This window comes from Nonomuraea sp. NPDC049419, from assembly GCF_040676995.1.
Classification (GTDB): domain Bacteria; phylum Actinomycetota; class Actinomycetes; order Streptosporangiales; family Streptosporangiaceae; genus Nonomuraea; species Nonomuraea salmonea.
Genome location: NZ_JBFAQB010000004.1, coordinates 148,806 through 166,643 on the forward strand (window position 1 = coordinate 148,806; position 17,838 = coordinate 166,643).

The window sequence follows — 17,838 nt, forward strand, 5'->3', positions numbered from 1 at the left end:
AACGATCCTATGGAGGTACCGATGGGCGGCAACGGGCGGGCGTTGGTCCTGGGTGGCGGCGGGATCGCCGGCATCGCGTGGGAGACGGGGGTGATCGCGGGGCTGGCGGAGCAGGGCGTCGACGTGCTGGGCGCCGATCGGATCATCGGCACGTCGGCGGGGTCCACGGTGGCCGCGCAGATCACCAGCGGTGTTCCGCTGCCCCATCTGCTCGCCCGCCAGACCGATCCCGCCCTGCACACGCCCGAGCTGGACTCCGGGGTGCCGATGGAGGAGCTGTGGGCTCGCTTCCAGCAGATCGCCGAGAGCACGCCTGACCCCGAGGCGCAGCGGCGCGAGATCGGCGCGCTGGCGCTGGCCGCCGAGACCGTCGCCGAGGCGGAGCGCAGGGCCGTGATCGAGGCTCGGCTGCCCGTTCACGACTGGCCGGAGCGCGATCTCGTCGTCGTCGCCGTGGACGCGCGGACGGGCGAGCCTCGCCTGTTCGGGCCGGACGACGGCGTGTCCTTGGTGGACGCGGTGGCGGCCAGCTGCGCGGTGCCGGCCGTGTGGCCGTGCGTGACGATCGGTGGCGCCCGCTACATGGACGGCGGCATCCGCTCCAGCACCAACGCCGACCTGGCGGCCGGGTTCGAGCGGGTGCTCGTGCTGGCGCCCACGCCCGACATGGGGGAGCCGGCCTGGTCCGGGCTTAAGGGCGCGGTCGAGGTGATCGAGCCCGACGAGGCTTCGCTGGCCGCCTTCGGCACGAACGCGCTCGCCCCCTCCTCCCGCACCCCGAGCGCCAAGGCCGGCCACGCCCAGGGCCGCGCCGTCGCCGCCAAGGTCGCCGCTCTCTGGGGCTGACGGAGGTGCCGGGTCAGGGGATCGCCGTTCGCGCGGTGGCAGGCGCGGTGCCGCATCACGGGATCGCCGTTCGCGCGGCGGCCGACATGGCGTCGGATCGTGGGGTCGCCGTGCAGTTCGTGCGTGAGGCGGTGGCCGCTGCGGATGCGGATCTGCCTGCGCCGTGGCGGCCCGGCGCCACCCGCGTCGCGTGTGACGAGGCGATCGGGCTGGTGCGGGAGCTCTGGCAGCGCACGGGTGACGAGCTGCTGGCCCTCGGACCGCGTCCGGTGCCGCCGGGCACGTTCCGGATGATCTTTCTCGGCCTGATCCACACTCCTGACCTGAGGACGGCGCTCGACCGGTTTGTCCAGTTCGCTGCGCTCACCACCGGGTTCTCGCGCAGCCGGCTCGTCGTCGGCGGCGGGACGTGCCGGGTCGAGATCGCCGCTGAGCCGGGGGTCGTCGTCAGGCCGCTCGCCGCCGAGCTGATGCTCGCGCTCGTGCATCGGTTCGCGGCGTGGCTGGCGGCGCGGCGGGTGCCGCTGACGGCTCTGGAGCTGCCCTTTCCCGAGCCCGGCCACAGCGCCGAGTACGTGTCCGTGTTCGGCGTCGTGGCCGCCTTCGACGCGCCGGTGGCGGCCATCGAGTTCGACGCCCGCGAGCTGAGCGCTCCCGTCGTCCGCGAGGAGGGCGACCTGCTGGCGTATCTTTGCAGGTCGCCCGCAGACCTGATCCACCACCGCGACTACGGTACGACGACCGCCGACCGCGTACGCACGATCATCGAACGCGCGCAGGCCGCAGGCCGCACCCAGGCCGCCGATGTGGCGGCCCGGCTGTCCATCAGCCCCCAGCACCTGCGGCGGCTGCTGCGCCAGGAGGGCACCTCGTTCCAGCGCATCAAGGAGGAGGTGCTGCGCGACCTCGCCGTCGCGGACCTGAGGCTCGGCGGCGTGCCGGTCGAGGAGATCTCCCGGCGGCTCGGCTTCTCCGAGCCCAGCGCGTTCCGCCGGGCGTTCGCGCGCTGGACGGGCATCCCGCCGGGCGAGTACCGCGCCGCGCTCGCCGCTTCCGGACTCACTGCTTCCGGACTCGCCGCTTCCGGACCGCGAGCCCGATCATGACGGCCACGCCGGCCAGGCACGCCCAGGCGAACGCGTCCCCGATCACCCGGTAGGGCGTCGCGCCGCCGCCGCCCGTGGGCACGTCGGAGAAGACCACGTGCCGCTCGGAGCCGCCGTGGTCGTGCATGGCCAGACTCCTGCCACGCGCGTCGAAGGCGCCCGACACGCCGAACTCCGCCTGCCTGATCATCGCGTAGCCGTTCTCGATCGAGCGCAGGTTCGCCTTCTGGCTGTGCACCGGGCCGATCTCCGCCCAGTCGCGGGCGGGGACGATCATGATGTCCGCGTCCACCCGCATCAGCTCGGGGAAGTCCGCGTCGAAGCAGGTCACGGTGGCCAGCCGCCCGTACGGGGTGTCCACCACCGGCACCACACCAGGCCCCGCCGGGTACGACTCCAGCCCAGGGATGGGGTGCGACTTGTCGTACCGCCACAAGCGGGCGCCGTCGGGGCCGAACAGGTAGGTGCGGTTCGCCGCGTACGGCTCGGCCGGCAGGAAGTGGTACACGGCGGCCTGGACATAGATCCGCTGCTCCTCGGCCAGCGCCGCGACCCGCCCGAGGAACGCCTCCTCGTCCCCTTCCAGCAGGTTGGCCGCCTGCTCCGACCAGATCACGATCCGCGCCCCGGCCTGGGCCGCCTCCCGCGTCCTGGCCAGCAGATTGTCGTTGGCCTTGGCGAACGCCGCGCTTACCGCCTGCCGGTCCTGCTCCGCCACGCTGCGCGCGGTGAAGTCGTCGCCGATCACGCCGCGCAGCTCGCGGGTCACCGAGGTGTCGGGGCTGATCCCGGCCACCCGCACGCTCGGCTCGCCGACCGGGGCGAACGCCAGCCGCGCCCCGCCCGCCAGCAGCAGCACGAGCAGCACGGCCGCGTACGAGCCCACGACCCGCTTCGCCGCCCCGCGCGCCCACACGTGGTTGACCACGGTCGCGAACCAGCCGATGAGGAACCCGATCCCATAAGGCCCCGTCACCGCCGCCACCTGCAGCAGCGCCAGGTTGCCGTGCTGGGTGGCGGCCGGCACCCCGAACGCCGTCCCGAACGGGCTGAGCACCGTCATCAGGAAGGCGCACGCCGCCGACGCCGCGGGAAACGCCAGCAGGCCGGTCAGCAGCCCGGCGCGCGGGGTGACGAGCCGGTCCACGACGTACGGCACCACGGTCAGCGTGCCTAGGGCGATGATGCCCACGACGACCAGCGGCGCCACCGGCACCGCCGTCTCCACCAGCCAGAACACCCCCGACACCACCGACGCCGCCCACACCGCGAGCAGCCCGGTGAGCGCGGGACCCGTCCTGACGAACCGCAGCAGGAAGACCGGCGACAGCCAGGCCGCCACGGGGACGTCGAACCGCCCGTGCACGGAGAACAACCACAACAACGCTCCGGCGGCCAGCCACAGCCACCGCCGGTCGAGTCTCTTCACCATGCCGGCGACGCTAAGTGCGCGGTCCGGTGCCGGTCTGTGACAGGAACACGCGTGATCCGTGACCGAGGCGCGCCGTACCATCTCGTTAAGGGGCTGACGAGCGGAGCGACCGATGGAGCCGTTGACCTTCGAGAGCCGTGATCTCGGCCAGGCCGAGGAGTTCCTCAGCAGGGCGTACGCCAGCATGAGCATCGGCTCCGACGTCGACCGCCCGCACACCCGCGTCTCGCGCTGCGTCGCGGGGCCGGTGAGCGTCGATCACGTGGAGTTCGACTTCCACATGAGCTACGCCGTCGACCCGCTCGGCAAGGTGTGCCTGTGCGTGGTCGAGTCGGGCCGCATCGACCAGCGGGTCGAGGGTGAGGAGGAGGACGTCTTCCGGCCGGGCGACGCGGTGCTGATCACCCCGCCCGACCGGCCCTACAGGGGGCTCATCAGCCGGGCCGGCTTCACCATCATCATGTTCGACACCGGCCTGTTACAGCAGGTGGCGGCCGTCCTGCCGGGCCGGCCGCCGGAGCCGGTCCAGGTGCTCGGCCACCGGCCCGTCTCCGCCGCCGCCGCGCGCCACCTGTACAGGACGCTGACGTACGTACGCGACGACGTCCTGTCGGACCCCGGCCTGGCCGCGGAGCCGCTCGTGGCCGCCGGCGCCGGGCAACTGCTCGCCGCCACCGTGCTCACCACCCTGCCCAGCAACGCCGCGCTGCCCGGTGACGAGGTCGCCGCCGACCGCCGCGACGCCCACACCCAGACGCTGCGCCGCGCGGTGGCCTTCATCGACGAGCACGCCGACGCGCCGCTCGGCATCGCCGAGATCGCCGCAGCCGCCCGCGTCAGCCCGCGCGCCCTCCAGTACGCCTTCCGCCGGCACCTGAACACCACCCCGCTCGGCTATCTGCGTCAGGTCCGCATGGCCGGGGCGCATGACGAGCTGCGCGCCGGCGACCCCGCCACCCTCACCGTCACGTCGGTCGCCGCCCGCTGGGGGTTCTTCCACCCCGGCCGCTTCGCCGCCTCCTACCGGGCCGTCTACGGCCGCACGCCGAGCGAGACCCTGCACGGCCTTCGTTCCGTGGACGGCGGGCCGCTCGGCGCTTCGTCTGACGTGCTGACCGGCCCCCGAACCGGGACGACAGTGGACGGTGAGGAAACGACGAGCACCACGGAGCCCTAGCTGCAACGGAAACCCGCACCGCCATGTCGCCCCTGACCTACGATCGCCGTGACCTGCCCGGCGGCCTGCTCATCACCGTGGGGGGCGAGCTCGACTCCACCAACGAACGCGGGCTGGAGTCCTTCGTCCACGAGCACCACCGCCCGGGCCAGGACCTGATCCTCGACCTCGGCGGGCTCACCTTCATCGACAGCCGCGGGCTCTACCTGCTGCTCCGCCTCGACGCCGCCGTACGCGAGCGGGGCGGCGCGCTGCGTCTGGCGGCCGTCCAGGACGCGCCCGCGCGCGTGCTGCGGATCTCGGGCGCCTGGCCGGCCTTCGACATCCACCCCGACGCCCAGACGGCCATGCACGCGCATGGCACCACATGACACCTGTCATACGACTTCCGTGATCGTGTCCTCTACCGCGCCACCGGTCGAGCCGGCCGAGGACGAGTCCTAGGCGTCCGCTCGGCCCCAGCAATGCCCTCATAGCAGGTAATTTCTCGGGAAGACCGCCACGTCCCGTCATGGGGTGCGGGTGCCGGTCGGCCTAGCGTCGGCGGCATGAAGATCGACGTGGTGCTGCCCTGCCTCGACGAGGCGGCCGCCCTTTCGTGGGTGCTCGGGCGCATGCCGGATGACTTCCACCCGATCGTGGTGGACAACGGCTCGACCGACGGGTCCGCGCGGATCGCCGCCGAGCTGGGCGCGACGGTGGTGAGCGAGCCCCGGCGCGGGTTCGGCGCCGCCTGCCACGCGGGGCTGGCGGCCGCCGCCTCCGACGTCGTGTGCTTCATGGACGCCGACGCCTCGCTCGACCCCGCCCAGTTGCCCCGCGTCGCCGGGCCGGTCCTGGCAGGGGAGCGCGACCTGGTGCTGGGCCGCCGCGTTCTGGCGCCCGGCGCCTCCTGGCCGGTGCACGCCAGGCTCGGCAACGCGGTGCTGGCCTCGGTGCTGCGCCGGCGTACGGGGGTGCCGCTGCGCGACCTCGGCCCGATGCGCGCGGCCCGCCGGGTACCCCTCCTCGACCTGGGGCTGATCGACCGCCGCTTCGGTTACCCGCTGGAGATGGTGCTGCGCGCCGGCGCGGCGGGCTGGCGCATCGGCGAGGCCGACGTCGCCTACCTGCCGCGCAGGGGCCGCTCGAAGGTGACCGGCACGGTATGCGGCACGCTGCGCGCGGTCGGCGACATGCGCCGCGTCATGACCCGCCACCGCACCGCCGCATGACCACGCCTGACGGGCAGGTGATCGTGATCGCCAAGGAGCCGGTGCCGGGGCGGGTGAAGACGCGGCTGGTGCCGCCGCTCACGCCTGAGGAGGCGGCCGAGCTGGCCGGCGCCGCGCTGGAGGACACCCTGCGCACGGTGGCCCGCGTCCCTGGCGCCGGGCGGGTGCTCGCACTCGACGGGGCGCCGGGTCCGTGGCTGCCCGCCGGGTTCACCGTGCTTTCCCAGCGTGGGGACGGTCTGGACGAGCGGCTGGCGGCGGCCTTCGAGGACGCGCACCGGCTGCGGCCGGTCCCCATGGTGCTCATCGGCATGGACACTCCGCAGGTCGGCCCCGGCATGCTGGCCGACGCCCTGGCGCTGCTCGACAAGTACGACGCGGTGTTCGGCCCGGCGGCCGACGGCGGCTTCTGGCTGCTCGGGCTGCGCGCGCCCGATCGGGGGCTGCTGGTCGGCGTGCCGATGTCGGCGCCCACCACGGGCGAGATCCAGCTGCGCAGACTCTGGGAGGCCGGGATGAGCGTCGCCCTGATGCCGTGCCTGACCGACGTGGACACGATGACGGACGCGATCGAGGTGGCGGCGCTGGCCCGGGGCTCCCGGTACGCGGCCGCGCTCGCCGGAATGGGAGCACGACGATGACGACGGTGCTGGTGACCGGTTCCGATGGCTTCATCGGCGGCCACGTGGTGGCGGCGCTGGAGGCGCAGGGCCACCGGGTGACCGGGCTCGACCTGCGGTCGGGCGACGACGTACGCGACGCGGAACGGCTCGACCGGCTGCTGCCCGGCACCGGCGCGGTCGTGCACCAGGCGGCCAAGGTGGGGCTCGGCGTGGACGTCGCCGACCTGCCCGACTACGCCTCGGTCAACGTGTACGGCACCGCGGTCCTGCTCGCCGCGATGGCCAGGCACCGGGTGCGGCGGCTGGTGCTGGCCTCGTCGATGGTGGTCTACGGCGAGGGCGCGTACGACTGCGCGCGGCACGGCCGGGTGCGCCCCGGCCCGCGCTCGGCCGACGACCTGGCGCGGGGGTCGTTCGAGCCGCGCTGTCCGCGCTGCGGCGACCAGCTTGTCCTGGCCGAGATCGACGAGGACGCGCCGGTGGACCCGCGCAACGCGTACGCCACCACGAAGCTGGCCCAGGAACACCTGGCCGGCAACTGGGCCCGTGAGAGCGGCGGCACGGCGGTGGCCCTGCGCTACCACAACGTGTACGGGCCCGGGATGCCGCGCGACACGCCGTACTCGGGGGTGGCGGCGATCTTCCGGTCGGCGCTGGAGGCCGGGCGGGCGCCGCGCGTGTTCGAGGACGGGGGCCAGACGCGCGACTTCATCCACGTGCGCGACGTCGCCGACGCCAACGTGGCCGCCCTCGGCGGCGGCACTCCCGGCACTCTGACGGCCTACAACGTCGCGAGCGGCGTCCCGCACACGGTCGGCGACCTCGCCGAGGCCCTGGCGGCCGAGCGCGGCGGCCCCGCACCGGTCGTCACGGGCGAGTACCGGCTCGGCGACGTCCGCCACATCGTCGCCAGCCCTCGCCGCGCCGCCACCGACCTCGGCTTCCAGGCCCGCATCGCCTTCACGGAAGGCATGAAGGAGTTCGCCACCGCCCCCCTCGCCTGAGGCCCGACAGTGGAGGAGTATGCGACCCGCCCGGACGAGCCCCTCCTGAGGAGAGGGCGGCGGGGAAAGGCGACGCCCGGCACCGTGCCGTGGGGGTGGGGCGTGGGGGCGGGGGTGCTGCTGCTCGCGCTGGTCGCTGCGCTCGTTCTGACCGTTACGGCGGGGTCGCTCACGGGGGATTTCTCGCGGCATATCCGCTGGTATGCGGTGTCCTGGGTGCTGTTCGCGGCGGCCGTGTGGGCGGTGCGCAGGGTGCCGGGGCGGTGGGCGGTGTTCCTGCTGGTCGCGGGGGCCGTCTTCGTACCCGCCGCCGGGTTGCTCGCGCTGCCGACCACCAGCACCGACTCCTACCGGTACGTCTGGGACGGGCGGGTCCAGGCGGCGGGCATCTCCCCGTACGCGCACGCGCCCGGCGACCCCGTCCTCGCCACGCTGCGCGACCCCTGGCTGTTCCCGAGGGGCACGGCCTGCCATCACCCCTACCGGTACCCGGTCCACGACCCCGAAGGCTGCACCCGCATCAACCGTCCGGCCGTCCACACCGTCTACCCGCCGCTGGCGGAGGCGTACTTCCTGGTCGTGCACCTGCTTTCACCCGACGCGAGCCGCCACAAGGCGCTCCAGGCAGGCGGCGCGCTGCTGGCAGTGGGGACGTCGCTGGCGCTGCTCGCGGCGCTGCGCGGGCGCGGTCGGGATCCCGTCATGGCGGCGTGCTGGGCGTGGTGCCCGGCCGTGCCGCTCGAAGCGGTCAACAACGCTCACGTGGACGTTCTCGGCGTGCTGCTCACCGTGCTCGCCCTGGGGGTCGTCACGCGCGGCAGGGGCGCGCTGCTCGGGGCGGCGATCGCGGTCAAGCTCGTGCCCGCGCTGGCGGTGCCGGGCGCGCTGTCCGGGCTGCTCGCCGGGGGAGTGCCGCTGCGGCGGCGGGTACGCGACGCGGCGGCGATCCTCGTCCCCGCCGCGCTCGTCGTCGCCCTCGCCTACCTGCCGTACGCGCTCACGTCCGGCGGCTCGGTCCTCGGCTACCTGTCCGGCTACCTGGACGAGGAGGGCTACGCGGGCAGCGGCGGCACCCGGTACGCGCTGCTACGCCTGCTCCTGCCCGGCGCGGCGGCGCCGGCGGCGGCGCTCGCGGTCCTCGCGGCCACGGCCCTGCTCGTGCTCCGCCGCGCCGCCCCCGACCGGCCGTGGCAGGGGGCGCTGGTGGTGACGGGGGTGGCGTTCCTGGCGTTCACGCCGGGCTACCCCTGGTACGCCCTGCTGGTCGTGGCGCTGGTCGCGCTCGACGGCCGGTGGGAGTGGCTGGGCGTCCCGCTCGCCGGGGCCGCCGCCTACCTGGGCATCCAGCAAGACGTCGGCACGGTGGCGTACGCGCTGGCGGCGATCGCCGTGGTGACGGGAGCCGTCGTTCGCAGGAGCCGGTCATCAAAACTCCTTGAGCGTGGATAGCCCGGGCTTCAGCCCCGGGGAGAAGATCGTCAATCCCAGGCATGAGCGTGCCGGCCGCCGCAGGCTGGCCAGAGCGCAGCGTGCCCTGGCGCGCAAGGTCAAGGGCGGTGCGAACCGGGCCAAGGCCCGGCTGAAGGTGGCCCGTGTTCATGCCGTGGGGAGGATGTCAAGACAGGGCGGCGAACCACCGCCGGGCCACGCTCCACTGCTCGACGTGCGGGAACCCGCAGCGCCTGGCGAGCGGCCCGATGTCGTCGGCCGAGACGGTGGCCCAGGTGAACCAGTCGCCGGCACGCCCGCCGTACCGCAGCCTGATCCGGTCGACTGAGCTCTTGGAGCCGGGCGGGCAGACCTCGGTCAGCACGGTCCCGCCGGGCCTGACGAGCTGCCGCATCCGGCGCAGCAGCGCCGCCGGGTCGCCGCCGATGCCGATGTTGCCGTCCGTCAGCAGGGCCTCGGCCCACCGGCCCGCGCCGGGGAGCGGGCCGAAGACGCAGCGCTGCAGGGCGAGACCGCCGGCCCGCAGGGTCAGCTCGACGGCGAGCGGCGTGACGTCGATGCCGAGCGCGAACACCCCGCGCCTGGTGAGCGCCACGGTCAGCCGGCCGGGGCCGGAGCCGACGTCCAGGGTGGGGCCGCCGCAGCGGGCCAGCACGCCCTCGTCGCCCTCGATGGGACGCAGCCACCGCTCGGCGGCGAGCGGGGTGACGCGGCCGTCGGCGTACTCGACCTCGACGTACCCGCCGCGCAGGCCGTGCTCGTAGAAGGCGCCGATCATGCCGCTGCGCCGTCTGCGTGGCTCGCGCTCGTCGCGCGGCCGCTCAACGATCCGGCCGTCCCGCGGCCCGCCGCCGCATCGCGTAGAGCAGGCCGGAGGCGGCGAAGAGCACCAGCGTGACGATCAGCCACCGCAGCAGGTAGGGGGCGGTGCTCAGCCCCGCCGCCGTCCGATAGTTGGCCTCGGCCCCGCCCAGGATGAGCGGGAACCACACCAGCAACAGCAGCAGCGACAGCGCGGCGGGCACCCGCACGTGGTTGAGCCACGGGCGACGCCTCCGCCCGCGCAACGCACCGTCGGCGGCGGTGTAGAGCGGCCACATGACCAGGTCGTGCAGGATGATCGCGCCGATGAACCACACGGCGAATCCCATGAGGATCCCCGCCCCCACCACCCGCGTCAGCGCGTAACCCGCCACCGCGAAGCAGGCGGCGAGCCCGGCGAGATGCCACGGCGAGGCACCGTAAACCCGCCGCCACCGACCGCCGGAGGCCCGCCGCCGGTCGGGGCCGGGGCCGGGGCCGCTCACGAGAGCTCCTGGTGGAAGTCGAGTCTGTGCACCCACTTGGTGGTGTGCACGCCGGGCGCGTTCGGCACCATGATCCGGGCGGGAAAGCCGTGGTCGAGTGAGAGGTCGGCGCCGTTGACGCGCAGGGCGAGCAGTGAGCGCGGGTCGGCCACCTGACGGGGGCTGAAGGACGCCGAGCCGAAGTAGCCGACCCGCTGCACCGACGTGGCGGTGACCCCGGCCGTCCCCGGCGCGAAGCCGGCCAGCCGGGCCAGGTCGGCCAGCCGGACGCCCGTCCACTCCTGCTCGGTGGACCAGCCCTCCACGCAGGCGATCGGCAGCGCGTACGTGTGCAGCGGCATCGCCAGCAGCTCGGCCCTGGTCAGGACCACGGGACGAGACCCCGCGAGGGTCAGCCGCCACGCGTCACCGGTGTCGGCAGCGCTCACCCCCAGGCCGGCGGCCGTCTTGTTGATCTGGAAGTCGTTCGGGCCTGGCCCGTAGTCGCGGCCGTGCGGCGCGAGCAACGCCGTACGCCGCAGCGGCCCGTCCAGCGTCTGCCCGACCGACAGCCCGAACATCAGCAGCGACCCGCCACCGACGAACGCCAGCATCCCGCGCCGCGACATCGTCGGCTCGGCCGGGGAGGCCGCCACCAGCCCGTCGGGATCGGGCGGCTCGGGCCGCGTGCCGGCCAGGCCGGTACGCAGCTCGCGCCGGAAGTCCCTGGACCGCAGGGCCCGCACGGCGGTGGGCAGCTTCACGGCGACGTGCACGACGAGCGCCGCCAGGAAGATCCACGCCCCGTAGAAGTGGGCCGGATAGAAGGAGAACGGAAAGACGTAGAAGAGCTGGATGTTGAGTATCCCGGTGACGAACTGAAAGACCGCCCCACCGACCAGCAGCACCAGGCTGACGCGCTCGACGGCCTGCGACACCGACCGCGCGGGCGGCCAGTCGAACAGCTTGGGGATCACCGACCACAGCTTGGCCAGCAACACCGGAACGAGCGTCAGCCCGAGGATGACGTGCGCTCCCTGGGTGACCCGGTAGAGCCAGGCGGGATCAGTGGGCCACTCGAACAGGTAGAAACCCAGCAGCCCCCTACCCGGGGTGGTGTCGTTGCCCGGCAGCCGCGGCTCGTACGCCGCGTACGACAGCAGCCCGGTGACCACGACGACGGCCAGCCCGGGCAGCAGCGCCATCCCGAACACCGCCGTGAGCCACGGCCCGCGCAGCGGGCTGCGCCAGAACCCCGGACGGAACGGCCCGGGCGGTCCCGCCCGCCACCATCGTGCGAGCCGTCCCGGCGCTTCCCCCTCAGGCGGCATGTCAGGCACTGGCTCCCCCGGACGGCGTCATGCGTTTGCCAGGTGTCCTTACCGAAAGCGCCGTCCTCGATGCCTGACCTCGGTAAACATTGCGCCAGACTGCCCGGGCGCGGCGGCCTGGACGTCCCGGGCGGCCACTTCCAGAGAAGCAGAACGTTCGGTCTTGACGTCTCGGCTCTCCTGGGTGCATGATGTGCAAGATAGAACGTTCGGTCTACTGAAAGCCGAGGCCCATCATGAGCGACACCCTTTACACCGGCATCGCCACCTCCACCGGCGACGGCAGGGCGGGAGGACAGGCCAGGACCAGCGACGGCCTGCTCGACGTCACCCTGGCCATCCCCAAGGAGATGGGCGGCCCCGGCGGCGCCACCAACCCGGAGCAGCTGTTCGCGGCCGGCTGGGCCTCATGCTTCCACTCGGCGCTCAAGGCCGTCGCCGCCCAGCGGAAGACCCCGGTGACCGACTCCGCCGTGATCGCCGAGGTGCAGGTGCACCCGACGCCGGAGGGCGGGTTCACGCTCAGCGCCGCCCTGCACGCCGAGCTGTCCGGCATCGAGCAGGAGGTGGCCGACCAGCTCGTCGAGGCCGCCCACGCGATCTGCCCTTACTCCAACGCCACGCGCGGCAACATCCCGGTCACCGTGGACGCGACCGTCGCATGAAGCCGGTGGCCGGGCCGTGACGGACCCACCGGCCCGGCCGCCTCCCGAAATCGACCCCCTGAAAGGATCATCGTGACCACCGTCGACACGCCCGCCACCACCAGCAGCATCGCCCAAGCCCTGCGCAAGCTCTACTTCGTGCGCTTCGCCTTCCAGCTCATCTGGGCGGGCCTGGTGTTCGCCACCGCCTCCCAGCTCGGCCCGCTCGGCATCGCCCTCGTCGTCATCTACCCGCTGTTCGACGTGGGCGCGGCCATCGTGGACGCCCGCTCGTCCAAGGCCGCGGGCACCCCCTACGGCCTGTACGTCAACATCGCCATCAGCACCCTGGCCGCCATCGGCCTGGGCGTCGCCGGCACCGCCGGCGTCCCGGGAATCCTGCGCGTGTGGGGTGTCTGGGCCATCGTCTCCGGGATCGTCCAGCTCGTCGTGGGCGTCGTCCGGCGCAGGATGGGCGGCCAGTGGCCGATGATCCTCAGCGGCGGCATCTCCGTCCTGGCCGGCGCCTCGTTCTTCATGGGCGCCGCCGCGCCGAACCCGATGCTCACCAACATCGCCGGTTACGCCGTCCTCGGCGGCATCTTCTTCCTGATCTCCGCCCTGCGCCTCGGCCGCGCCGCGAAGGGAAAGTGACATGACCACCAGCACCACGTACGACGTCATCGTCATCGGCGCGGGCCCGGTGGGGGAGAACGTGGCCGACCGCGTCGTCCAGGGCGGGCTGACCGCCGCCATCGTCGAGCGCGAGCTGGTCGGCGGCGAGTGCTCCTACTGGGCGTGCATGCCGACCAAGGCGCTGCTGCGCAGCGCCGCGGCGCTCAGGGCGGCGCGGCAGGTGCCGGGGGCGCGCGAGGCGGTGACCGGCGACCTCGACGTGGCCGCCGTCCTGCGCCGCCGCGACTCCTTCGCCTCGAACTGGCAGGACGATGGCCAGGTGGCCTGGCTCGACCAGGCCGGCATCGCGCTCCATCGCGGGCAGGGCAGGATCACCGGGGAGAAGACCGTCGAGGTGCGCGGCGACGGCACCGTCACGACGCTGACCGCGCGGCACGCCGTCGTCGTCGCGACCGGCAGCGGCGCGCTGGTCCCCGACGTTCCCGGCCTGCGCGAGTCGTCCCCGTGGACGAGCCGCGAGGCCGTCGCCGCGAGCGCCGTGCCGGGCAGGCTCGCGATCATCGGCGCCGGGGTCGTGGCGTCGGAGCTGGCCACCGCGTTCGCCGCGTTCGGCTCGTCGGTGACGGTGCTGGCCCGCGACGGCGTGCTGCCCCACGCCGAGCCGTTCGCCGGTGAGCGGGTGGCCGAGGCGCTGCGCGAGGCGGGCGTCTCCGTACGGATCGGCGCGGAGACCGCGTCCGTCAAGCGCGACGGCGACGGCAAGGTGCACCTCACCCTCGCCGACGGCGACCAGATCGAGGCCGACGACGTGCTCGTCGCGACCGGTCGCGTCCCCAACACGCAGGACATCGGGCTGGACGCCGTCGGCCTGACGCCGGGCTCCTGGCTCACCGTGGACGACACGCTGCGCGTCCTCGGCGCCGACGGCACGCCGGTCGGGGACGGCTGGCTCTATGCGGCCGGCGACGTCAACCGGCGCGTCCTGCTCACCCACCAGGGCAAGTACCAGGCCCGCGCGGTCGGCGACGTCATCGTGGCCAGGGCGAAGGGCGAGCGGGCCGAGGACGGCCGCTGGGGCCGGCACGCCGCCACCGCCGACGAGCGCGCCGTGCCTCAGGTGATCTTCACCGAACCGGAGATCGCCTCCGTGGGCCTCACCGCGGCCGCCGCGGAGGCGGCCGGCATCAGGACCCGCGTCATCGACTACGACCTCGGCGCCGTCGCCGGCTCCGCGCTGCACGCCGAGGGGTTCAAGGGCCAGGCCCGCATGGTCGTCGACGAGGACCGCAGGGTGATCGTCGGCTTCACGCTCGTCGGGCCGGACGTCGCCGAGCTGCTGCACGCCGCCACCATCGCGATCGTCGGCGAGGTGCCGCTGGACCGGCTCTGGCACGCGGTCCCGTCGTACCCCACGGTCAGCGAGGTCTGGCTGCGGCTGCTCGAAGCCTACGGCCGCTGACCGGCCGCGGCTCGTCCCGCCGGGAGGGGGCGGCGGAACGAGCCGGCGGTCACGCTCAGGCTTGCGGCGTCACCCCGGCCTCCCACAGCCGGGCGAAGTTGGCCGCGTACGCCGCGACGACGCCGCGCTCGGACAGCTCGACCATCGCCTCGTCGTTGCGCCGCAGCGAGGTGGCGTTGAAGTTGTGGCTGCCGGTCATCACCCAGCCGCGGCCCGAACCGGGGCCGGTCGAGTCGGTGACGACCATGTACTTGGAGTGGATGCGGCCGGCGGGCGTCTTGCCGTCGAGCACCCGCCGCTGCACGCCGGCGGCGTCCAGGGCGGCGGTGACCTCGGCGTCGGCGAGTCCGTGCACCACCCGCACCTGGCAGCCCGCCGCCACCAGCTTCGCCAGCTCGTCCACGATGGCCAGGCGGGTGCCGTCCCACTCGGACTGGCCGATCTCGACACTCGTGCGGCCCTTGGTCTTGCAGCCGACCTCGGCGAGCCGCTGCGCGATCGGGTCGCGGTCGGCGACCGGGTAGAACTGGGCGGTGACCTTGCCGGCCGGCCCGCCGGTGACGACCGTGGTGTCGTAGTCGGGGTTCTGCACCTCGGCGGCCAGGTCGTCGAAGTACTTCCCGTAGCTCTGGAAGAGCCCCCGGTTGCCGGGCAGCACGACCAGGTTGTTCCAGTAGCTGGTGGAGTTGACGTCGGTGATGTTGTTGGACGCCTGGACGACGACGTCGCGCCGGCCGCCGGTCTCCGAGAACAGCGAGAACTTGTTGTGCATGCCCTTGGTGCCCTGGCAGGAGGAGGTGTTGCCCTCCGGGCTCAGGTGACCGCAGACGTGCACCCACGACGTCGCCGACTTGTCGGTGCCGAGTGTGGTGATCAGCTCCTGCGCGGCCGGGTTGTCGATCTGATACCCGTCGATGACCATGCGGACCTCGACGCCGCGGCGGTAGGCGTCGAGCAGCACGGCCACGTAGTCGGCGCCGGCGTCGCCCGAGATGACGAACTCGGCGATCTCGATGGACGATCCGGCGGGCGCCTGCTTGATGAGCGAGCAGAGGCGCTCCACGACGGCGGTCGCGGTGCCCGCGACCGGGTCGTTGAAGGCGGCGCCGGTCTCGACCGGCACGGTCGCGGCGTTGCGGCACGCGCTGCGGGCCGGCTCGGGGAGCGCGGCCTGCGCCGCCGGGCTGAGGAACGCCTGCCCTGACAGGGTCACCGCGGCGGCCAGGCCGGCGATCAGGAGGGAACGCTTACGAGGCATGGGGGGTCTCCAAGGTGGGGAAGGTCAGCCGACGGATACCTGCGAGAAGTCCGGCCGTCCGCTGGCCGGCATCTCCAGGCCCTTGACGTCGTCGCGGACGGCGTAGTTGTTCTTGAGGTCCACCGGGTAGAGGCCGACCGCGTCATCCCAGATGATCTTGGCGGCCTGGGCGTACAGGGTCTTGCGCTCCTCCTGGTCGAGCGACTCGCGCGCCTTGCCGAGCACCTTGTCCAGGTCCTTGTTGCAGTAGCCCATGCGCTTGGCGTCGCAGTTGTAGAGGCGGTTGAGGGTGAAGTCGGCGTCGCCGGTCCCGGTCGTGTTGGTCTGCAGGTTCATGTCCCAGTTGAGGGAGTTGAGGTCCTTCAGCCAGGTCGCCCGCTCCTTCTCCTGCGGCTGCACCTTGATGCCGACCTTCTCCCAGGCCGAGATGAACGCCTGCGCCATGGGCCTGATGTTCGGCCCGCCCTCCAGCGGCCACTGGATGGTGGTCGTGATGCCCTGCGGGTAGCCGGCCTCGGCGAGCAGCTTCTTCGCCAGCTCAGGGTCGTACGAGTACGGCTCCAGCTGCGTCGCCCCGAAGACCGCCTGCGTGATCGGCGCCTGGCCGACCGCGCCGAGGTCGCCGAACAGGTCGCCGACGATGCTCTTCACGTCCACCGCGTGCAGCAGGGCCTGGCGGACCTTGACGTTGTCGAACGGCTTGTTGTTCTGGTTGAACCACAGGAAGTAGTAGTTGTAGCTGGGGCCGTTGCCGTACGCGATGCCGGGCGCGTCCTGCACCTCGGGCACCTGGTCCGGCGGGATCGCGGCCAGCACGTCCACCTCGTCGTTGTTCAGCGCGGTGATCCTGGCCGAGACCTCCGGCATGTTGAGGATCTCCAGCCGGTCCACCTTGGCCTTGGCGCCCCAATACTTGTCGTTGCGGGTGAGCACGACCTTGTCGTCGGGGCTGAAGGAGTCGAACACGAACGGCCCGGTGCCGATGGGCTTCTGCCAGTACGCGTCGCTGGTGACCTTGTCGCCCTGGCCGATGAAGACCAGGGACAGCGTGCTGGGCAGGGTGCCGAGCGGCGCCGAGGTCCTGAACGTCACCGTGTGGTCGTCGGTGGCCTCGATCTCCTCGATGCCGGTGAGCAGCGGGGTCAGCGAGCCCTTCAGGTCGATCAGCCGCTGGACCGAGCCCTTGACGTCCTTGGCGGTGAACGGGGTGCCGTCGGTGAAGGTCACCCCTTCGCGCAGGTGGAACACCCAGGTCTTGTCGTCGGGGCTCTCCCACGACGTGGCGAGCTTCGGCTCCGGCTTGCCGTCCTTCATGACGGTCAGCGTCTCGAGGCTCTGCTGGACGGTGGTCTGCACCGCCTCCTCCGCCGGGTACTGCTGGACGTCCAGCGAGACGGGGAACAGCTGCGGCGCGTAGCGCAGCACCTGCTCGCCGCCGGCGGAGTCAGCGGTGCCGCCGGAGCCGCCGCAGGCCGCGAGGCCGAGCGCCAGGGCGGCTGCGACGAGACAGCCCATGGCCCGGGATCGTGACATCATTGCCTCTCTCCTTCATTTCGTTCTGGCTACAGCCGCGGCGGGCGACAGGGTGAAGGTCGCCGCGACGGGCTTGTGGTCCGACGGCGCGTTCCCGGCGGAGAAGAAGTCGACGACCTCGCTGGCCCTGGTGACCACGGGGCCACGGGAGAAGATCCAGTCGATGGCCTTCGACGGTGACATCAGCGGTGAGAGCCGCGTCCCGCGCTCGGCGACCCACGGCATCGGCGAGACGGGGTGGGTGACCGGCGAGGTGCGGCCGAGCGCGGTGAACGAGTCGAGGAAGCCGCCGTTGCCGAGCGCCCACAGCGGCGCCCCGATGTCGTTGATGTCCACCGTGAACAGGCAGGCCGCGTCTGCGGCGATCTCGTCGAGCGCCGCGACCACCCGCTCGGCCTGGCCGGCGCGCAGGTTGCGGCCGTCGGCCCGCTCCTGGGGGTGTCCCGGCCAGGTCAGGTGCGCGGTGGAGAACACCAGCGGCTCGGCGCCGGCGGTCCTCGGCCGCAGCCGCACCCAGAACAGCTCGGCGTGCTCGGCGAGGATGCCGACGTCGCGGGTGCCGTACTCGACGAGCTCGAACAGCTCCTCCCGCCACCACAGGTTGCTCTGCGTGCCCCAGCCGGGGAAGTCGTCGTGCACCCGCGCGTGGCCCGGCAGCATCTCGTCCACCACCGCGCGCGAGCGGGGACGCAGCTCCTGGGTCGCGAGCAGGTCGGGCGGCCGGGTGGCGAACAGGTCGCGGATCGCCGGCTCTCGCTGCTCCAGATGCGCGTCGCCCCACAGGTTGGAGGTCATCGCAACGAAGGTGAACGATCCGGTCAGCATGCTGAGAGGTCCTTC

At 73.0% G+C, this 17,838-nt stretch carries 18 protein-coding genes and 1 pseudogene; 12 read left to right on the top strand and 7 right to left on the bottom strand.

Going from position 1 to position 17,838, the window contains the following annotated elements:
* The first annotated feature begins 21 nt into the window (after positions 1 to 21).
* Entirely contained in the window at positions 22 to 846 is an 825-nt protein-coding gene (locus AB0K12_RS14760; protein WP_364560188.1) for a patatin-like phospholipase family protein, read from the top strand.
* 110 nt (positions 847 to 956) lie between these two features.
* Entirely contained in the window at positions 957 to 1,952 is a 996-nt protein-coding gene (locus AB0K12_RS14765; RefSeq protein WP_364560190.1) for an AraC family transcriptional regulator ligand-binding domain-containing protein, read from the top strand.
* Here the strand turns inward: AB0K12_RS14765 and AB0K12_RS14770 are convergent.
* Positions 1,906 to 3,384 carry a nitrilase-related carbon-nitrogen hydrolase gene (locus AB0K12_RS14770; RefSeq protein WP_364560193.1) on the bottom strand — a complete coding sequence of 493 codons (1,479 nt, stop codon included), beginning with the start codon at positions 3,382 to 3,384 and terminating at the stop codon, positions 1,906 to 1,908. The genes AB0K12_RS14765 and AB0K12_RS14770 overlap by 47 nt on opposite strands.
* 112 nt (positions 3,385 to 3,496) lie before the next feature.
* On the opposite strand from AB0K12_RS14770, the gene AB0K12_RS14775 reads away from it, so the two are divergent.
* The 7 genes and pseudogenes from AB0K12_RS14775 to AB0K12_RS14805 all read left to right on the top strand — a co-directional run.
* A complete protein-coding gene (locus tag AB0K12_RS14775) occupies positions 3,497 to 4,561 on the top strand; it encodes an AraC family transcriptional regulator (RefSeq protein ID WP_364560196.1) in 1,065 nt (354 codons plus the stop codon).
* Positions 4,562 to 4,584: 23 nt separating this feature from the next.
* Complete coding sequence (locus tag AB0K12_RS14780; RefSeq protein WP_364560199.1) at positions 4,585 to 4,932, top strand: STAS domain-containing protein; 348 nt, start codon at positions 4,585 to 4,587, stop codon at positions 4,930 to 4,932.
* Between the two features lie 177 nt (positions 4,933 to 5,109).
* Positions 5,110 to 5,775 (top strand): glycosyltransferase family 2 protein, encoded by a 666-nt coding sequence (locus AB0K12_RS14785; RefSeq protein ID WP_364560202.1) that lies wholly within the window; start codon positions 5,110 to 5,112, stop codon positions 5,773 to 5,775.
* Positions 5,772 to 6,416, top strand: coding sequence for a TIGR04282 family arsenosugar biosynthesis glycosyltransferase (locus AB0K12_RS14790; RefSeq protein WP_364560205.1), 645 nt, complete (start codon positions 5,772 to 5,774; stop codon positions 6,414 to 6,416). Before AB0K12_RS14785 ends, AB0K12_RS14790 begins: the two co-directional genes overlap by 4 nt.
* Positions 6,413 to 7,402 carry an NAD-dependent epimerase/dehydratase family protein gene (locus AB0K12_RS14795; RefSeq protein WP_364560208.1) on the top strand — a complete coding sequence of 330 codons (990 nt, stop codon included), beginning with the start codon at positions 6,413 to 6,415 and terminating at the stop codon, positions 7,400 to 7,402. The genes AB0K12_RS14790 and AB0K12_RS14795 overlap by 4 nt, the downstream gene beginning before the upstream one ends.
* An 84-nt stretch (positions 7,403 to 7,486) precedes the next feature.
* On the top strand, positions 7,487 to 8,851 hold the full coding sequence (locus AB0K12_RS14800) for a glycosyltransferase 87 family protein (protein WP_364560212.1): 1,365 nt from the start codon (positions 7,487 to 7,489) through the stop codon (positions 8,849 to 8,851).
* Positions 8,852 to 8,861: 10 nt separating this feature from the next.
* Positions 8,862 to 9,005 (top strand): annotated as a pseudogene (locus AB0K12_RS14805) (transposase); the annotation flags it as partial.
* 12 nt (positions 9,006 to 9,017) lie between these two features.
* On the opposite strand, the gene AB0K12_RS14810 reads toward AB0K12_RS14805, so the two are convergent.
* Genes AB0K12_RS14810 through AB0K12_RS14820 form a run of 3 tightly spaced genes read right to left on the bottom strand, consistent with a single transcriptional unit; the run spans position 9,018 to position 11,468 of the window.
* Positions 9,018 to 9,629 (bottom strand): SAM-dependent methyltransferase, encoded by a 612-nt coding sequence (locus tag AB0K12_RS14810; protein ID WP_364560215.1) that lies wholly within the window; start codon positions 9,627 to 9,629, stop codon positions 9,018 to 9,020.
* A 43-nt stretch (positions 9,630 to 9,672) separates the two neighbouring features.
* Positions 9,673 to 10,158: a hypothetical protein gene (locus AB0K12_RS14815; RefSeq protein WP_364560218.1), complete on the bottom strand. Its 486-nt coding sequence runs from the start codon at positions 10,156 to 10,158 to the stop codon at positions 9,673 to 9,675.
* Positions 10,155 to 11,468 (bottom strand): molybdopterin-dependent oxidoreductase, encoded by a 1,314-nt coding sequence (locus AB0K12_RS14820; protein WP_364560220.1) that lies wholly within the window; start codon positions 11,466 to 11,468, stop codon positions 10,155 to 10,157. The genes AB0K12_RS14815 and AB0K12_RS14820 overlap by 4 nt, the downstream gene beginning before the upstream one ends.
* A 236-nt stretch (positions 11,469 to 11,704) precedes the next feature.
* Between AB0K12_RS14820 and AB0K12_RS14825 the strand changes: the two genes are divergently transcribed.
* The 3 genes from AB0K12_RS14825 (at position 11,705) to AB0K12_RS14835 (ending at position 14,207) form a co-directional block, all read left to right on the top strand.
* Positions 11,705 to 12,133, top strand: a complete 429-nt coding sequence (locus AB0K12_RS14825; protein ID WP_345392820.1) for an organic hydroperoxide resistance protein — start codon at positions 11,705 to 11,707, stop codon at positions 12,131 to 12,133.
* A 72-nt stretch (positions 12,134 to 12,205) separates the two neighbouring features.
* Positions 12,206 to 12,766 (top strand): hypothetical protein, encoded by a 561-nt coding sequence (locus AB0K12_RS14830; protein WP_364560223.1) that lies wholly within the window; start codon positions 12,206 to 12,208, stop codon positions 12,764 to 12,766.
* Between the two features lies 1 nt (position 12,767).
* On the top strand, positions 12,768 to 14,207 hold the full coding sequence (locus tag AB0K12_RS14835; RefSeq protein ID WP_364560227.1) for an NAD(P)/FAD-dependent oxidoreductase: 1,440 nt from the start codon (positions 12,768 to 12,770) through the stop codon (positions 14,205 to 14,207).
* A 55-nt stretch (positions 14,208 to 14,262) separates the two neighbouring features.
* On the opposite strand, the gene AB0K12_RS14840 is transcribed toward AB0K12_RS14835, so the two are convergent.
* The 3 genes from AB0K12_RS14840 to AB0K12_RS14850 are packed head-to-tail and all read right to left on the bottom strand — an operon-like array spanning position 14,263 to position 17,793.
* Complete coding sequence (locus AB0K12_RS14840; protein ID WP_364560230.1) at positions 14,263 to 15,465, bottom strand: phospholipase D-like domain-containing protein; 1,203 nt, start codon at positions 15,463 to 15,465, stop codon at positions 14,263 to 14,265.
* Positions 15,466 to 15,489: 24 nt separating this feature from the next.
* Positions 15,490 to 17,001, bottom strand: a complete 1,512-nt coding sequence (locus AB0K12_RS14845; protein ID WP_364560233.1) for an ABC transporter substrate-binding protein — start codon at positions 16,999 to 17,001, stop codon at positions 15,490 to 15,492.
* 12 nt (positions 17,002 to 17,013) lie between these two features.
* The gene (locus AB0K12_RS14850) at positions 17,014 to 17,793 is read right to left on the bottom strand and encodes a hypothetical protein (protein WP_364560236.1); all 780 of its coding nucleotides are present in this window, start codon (positions 17,791 to 17,793) and stop codon (positions 17,014 to 17,016) included.
* Positions 17,794 to 17,838 lie beyond the last annotated feature (45 nt).

Excerpts from the sequence above, each read along its gene's own strand:
- AB0K12_RS14850 (WP_364560236.1), bottom strand. The coding sequence starts at position 17,793 with ATGACCTCCAACCTGTGGGGCGACGCGCATCTGGAGCAGCGAGAGCCG.
- AB0K12_RS14775 (WP_364560196.1), top strand. The coding sequence starts at position 3,497 with ATGGAGCCGTTGACCTTCGAGAGCCGTGATCTCGGCCAGGCCGAGGAG.
- AB0K12_RS14785 (WP_364560202.1), top strand. The coding sequence starts at position 5,110 with ATGAAGATCGACGTGGTGCTGCCCTGCCTCGACGAGGCGGCCGCCCTT.
- AB0K12_RS14760 (WP_364560188.1), top strand. The coding sequence starts at position 22 with ATGGGCGGCAACGGGCGGGCGTTGGTCCTGGGTGGCGGCGGGATCGCC.
- AB0K12_RS14795 (WP_364560208.1), top strand. The coding sequence starts at position 6,413 with ATGACGACGGTGCTGGTGACCGGTTCCGATGGCTTCATCGGCGGCCAC.
- AB0K12_RS14840 (WP_364560230.1), bottom strand. The coding sequence starts at position 15,465 with ATGCCTCGTAAGCGTTCCCTCCTGATCGCCGGCCTGGCCGCCGCGGTG.
- AB0K12_RS14780 (WP_364560199.1), top strand. The coding sequence starts at position 4,585 with ATGTCGCCCCTGACCTACGATCGCCGTGACCTGCCCGGCGGCCTGCTC.
- AB0K12_RS14810 (WP_364560215.1), bottom strand. The coding sequence starts at position 9,629 with ATGATCGGCGCCTTCTACGAGCACGGCCTGCGCGGCGGGTACGTCGAG.
- AB0K12_RS14845 (WP_364560233.1), bottom strand. The coding sequence starts at position 17,001 with ATGATGTCACGATCCCGGGCCATGGGCTGTCTCGTCGCAGCCGCCCTG.
- AB0K12_RS14790 (WP_364560205.1), top strand. The coding sequence starts at position 5,772 with ATGACCACGCCTGACGGGCAGGTGATCGTGATCGCCAAGGAGCCGGTG.
- AB0K12_RS14835 (WP_364560227.1), top strand. The coding sequence starts at position 12,768 with ATGACCACCAGCACCACGTACGACGTCATCGTCATCGGCGCGGGCCCG.
- AB0K12_RS14770 (WP_364560193.1), bottom strand. The coding sequence starts at position 3,384 with ATGGTGAAGAGACTCGACCGGCGGTGGCTGTGGCTGGCCGCCGGAGCG.
- AB0K12_RS14825 (WP_345392820.1), top strand. The coding sequence starts at position 11,705 with ATGAGCGACACCCTTTACACCGGCATCGCCACCTCCACCGGCGACGGC.
- AB0K12_RS14820 (WP_364560220.1), bottom strand. The coding sequence starts at position 11,468 with ATGCCGCCTGAGGGGGAAGCGCCGGGACGGCTCGCACGATGGTGGCGG.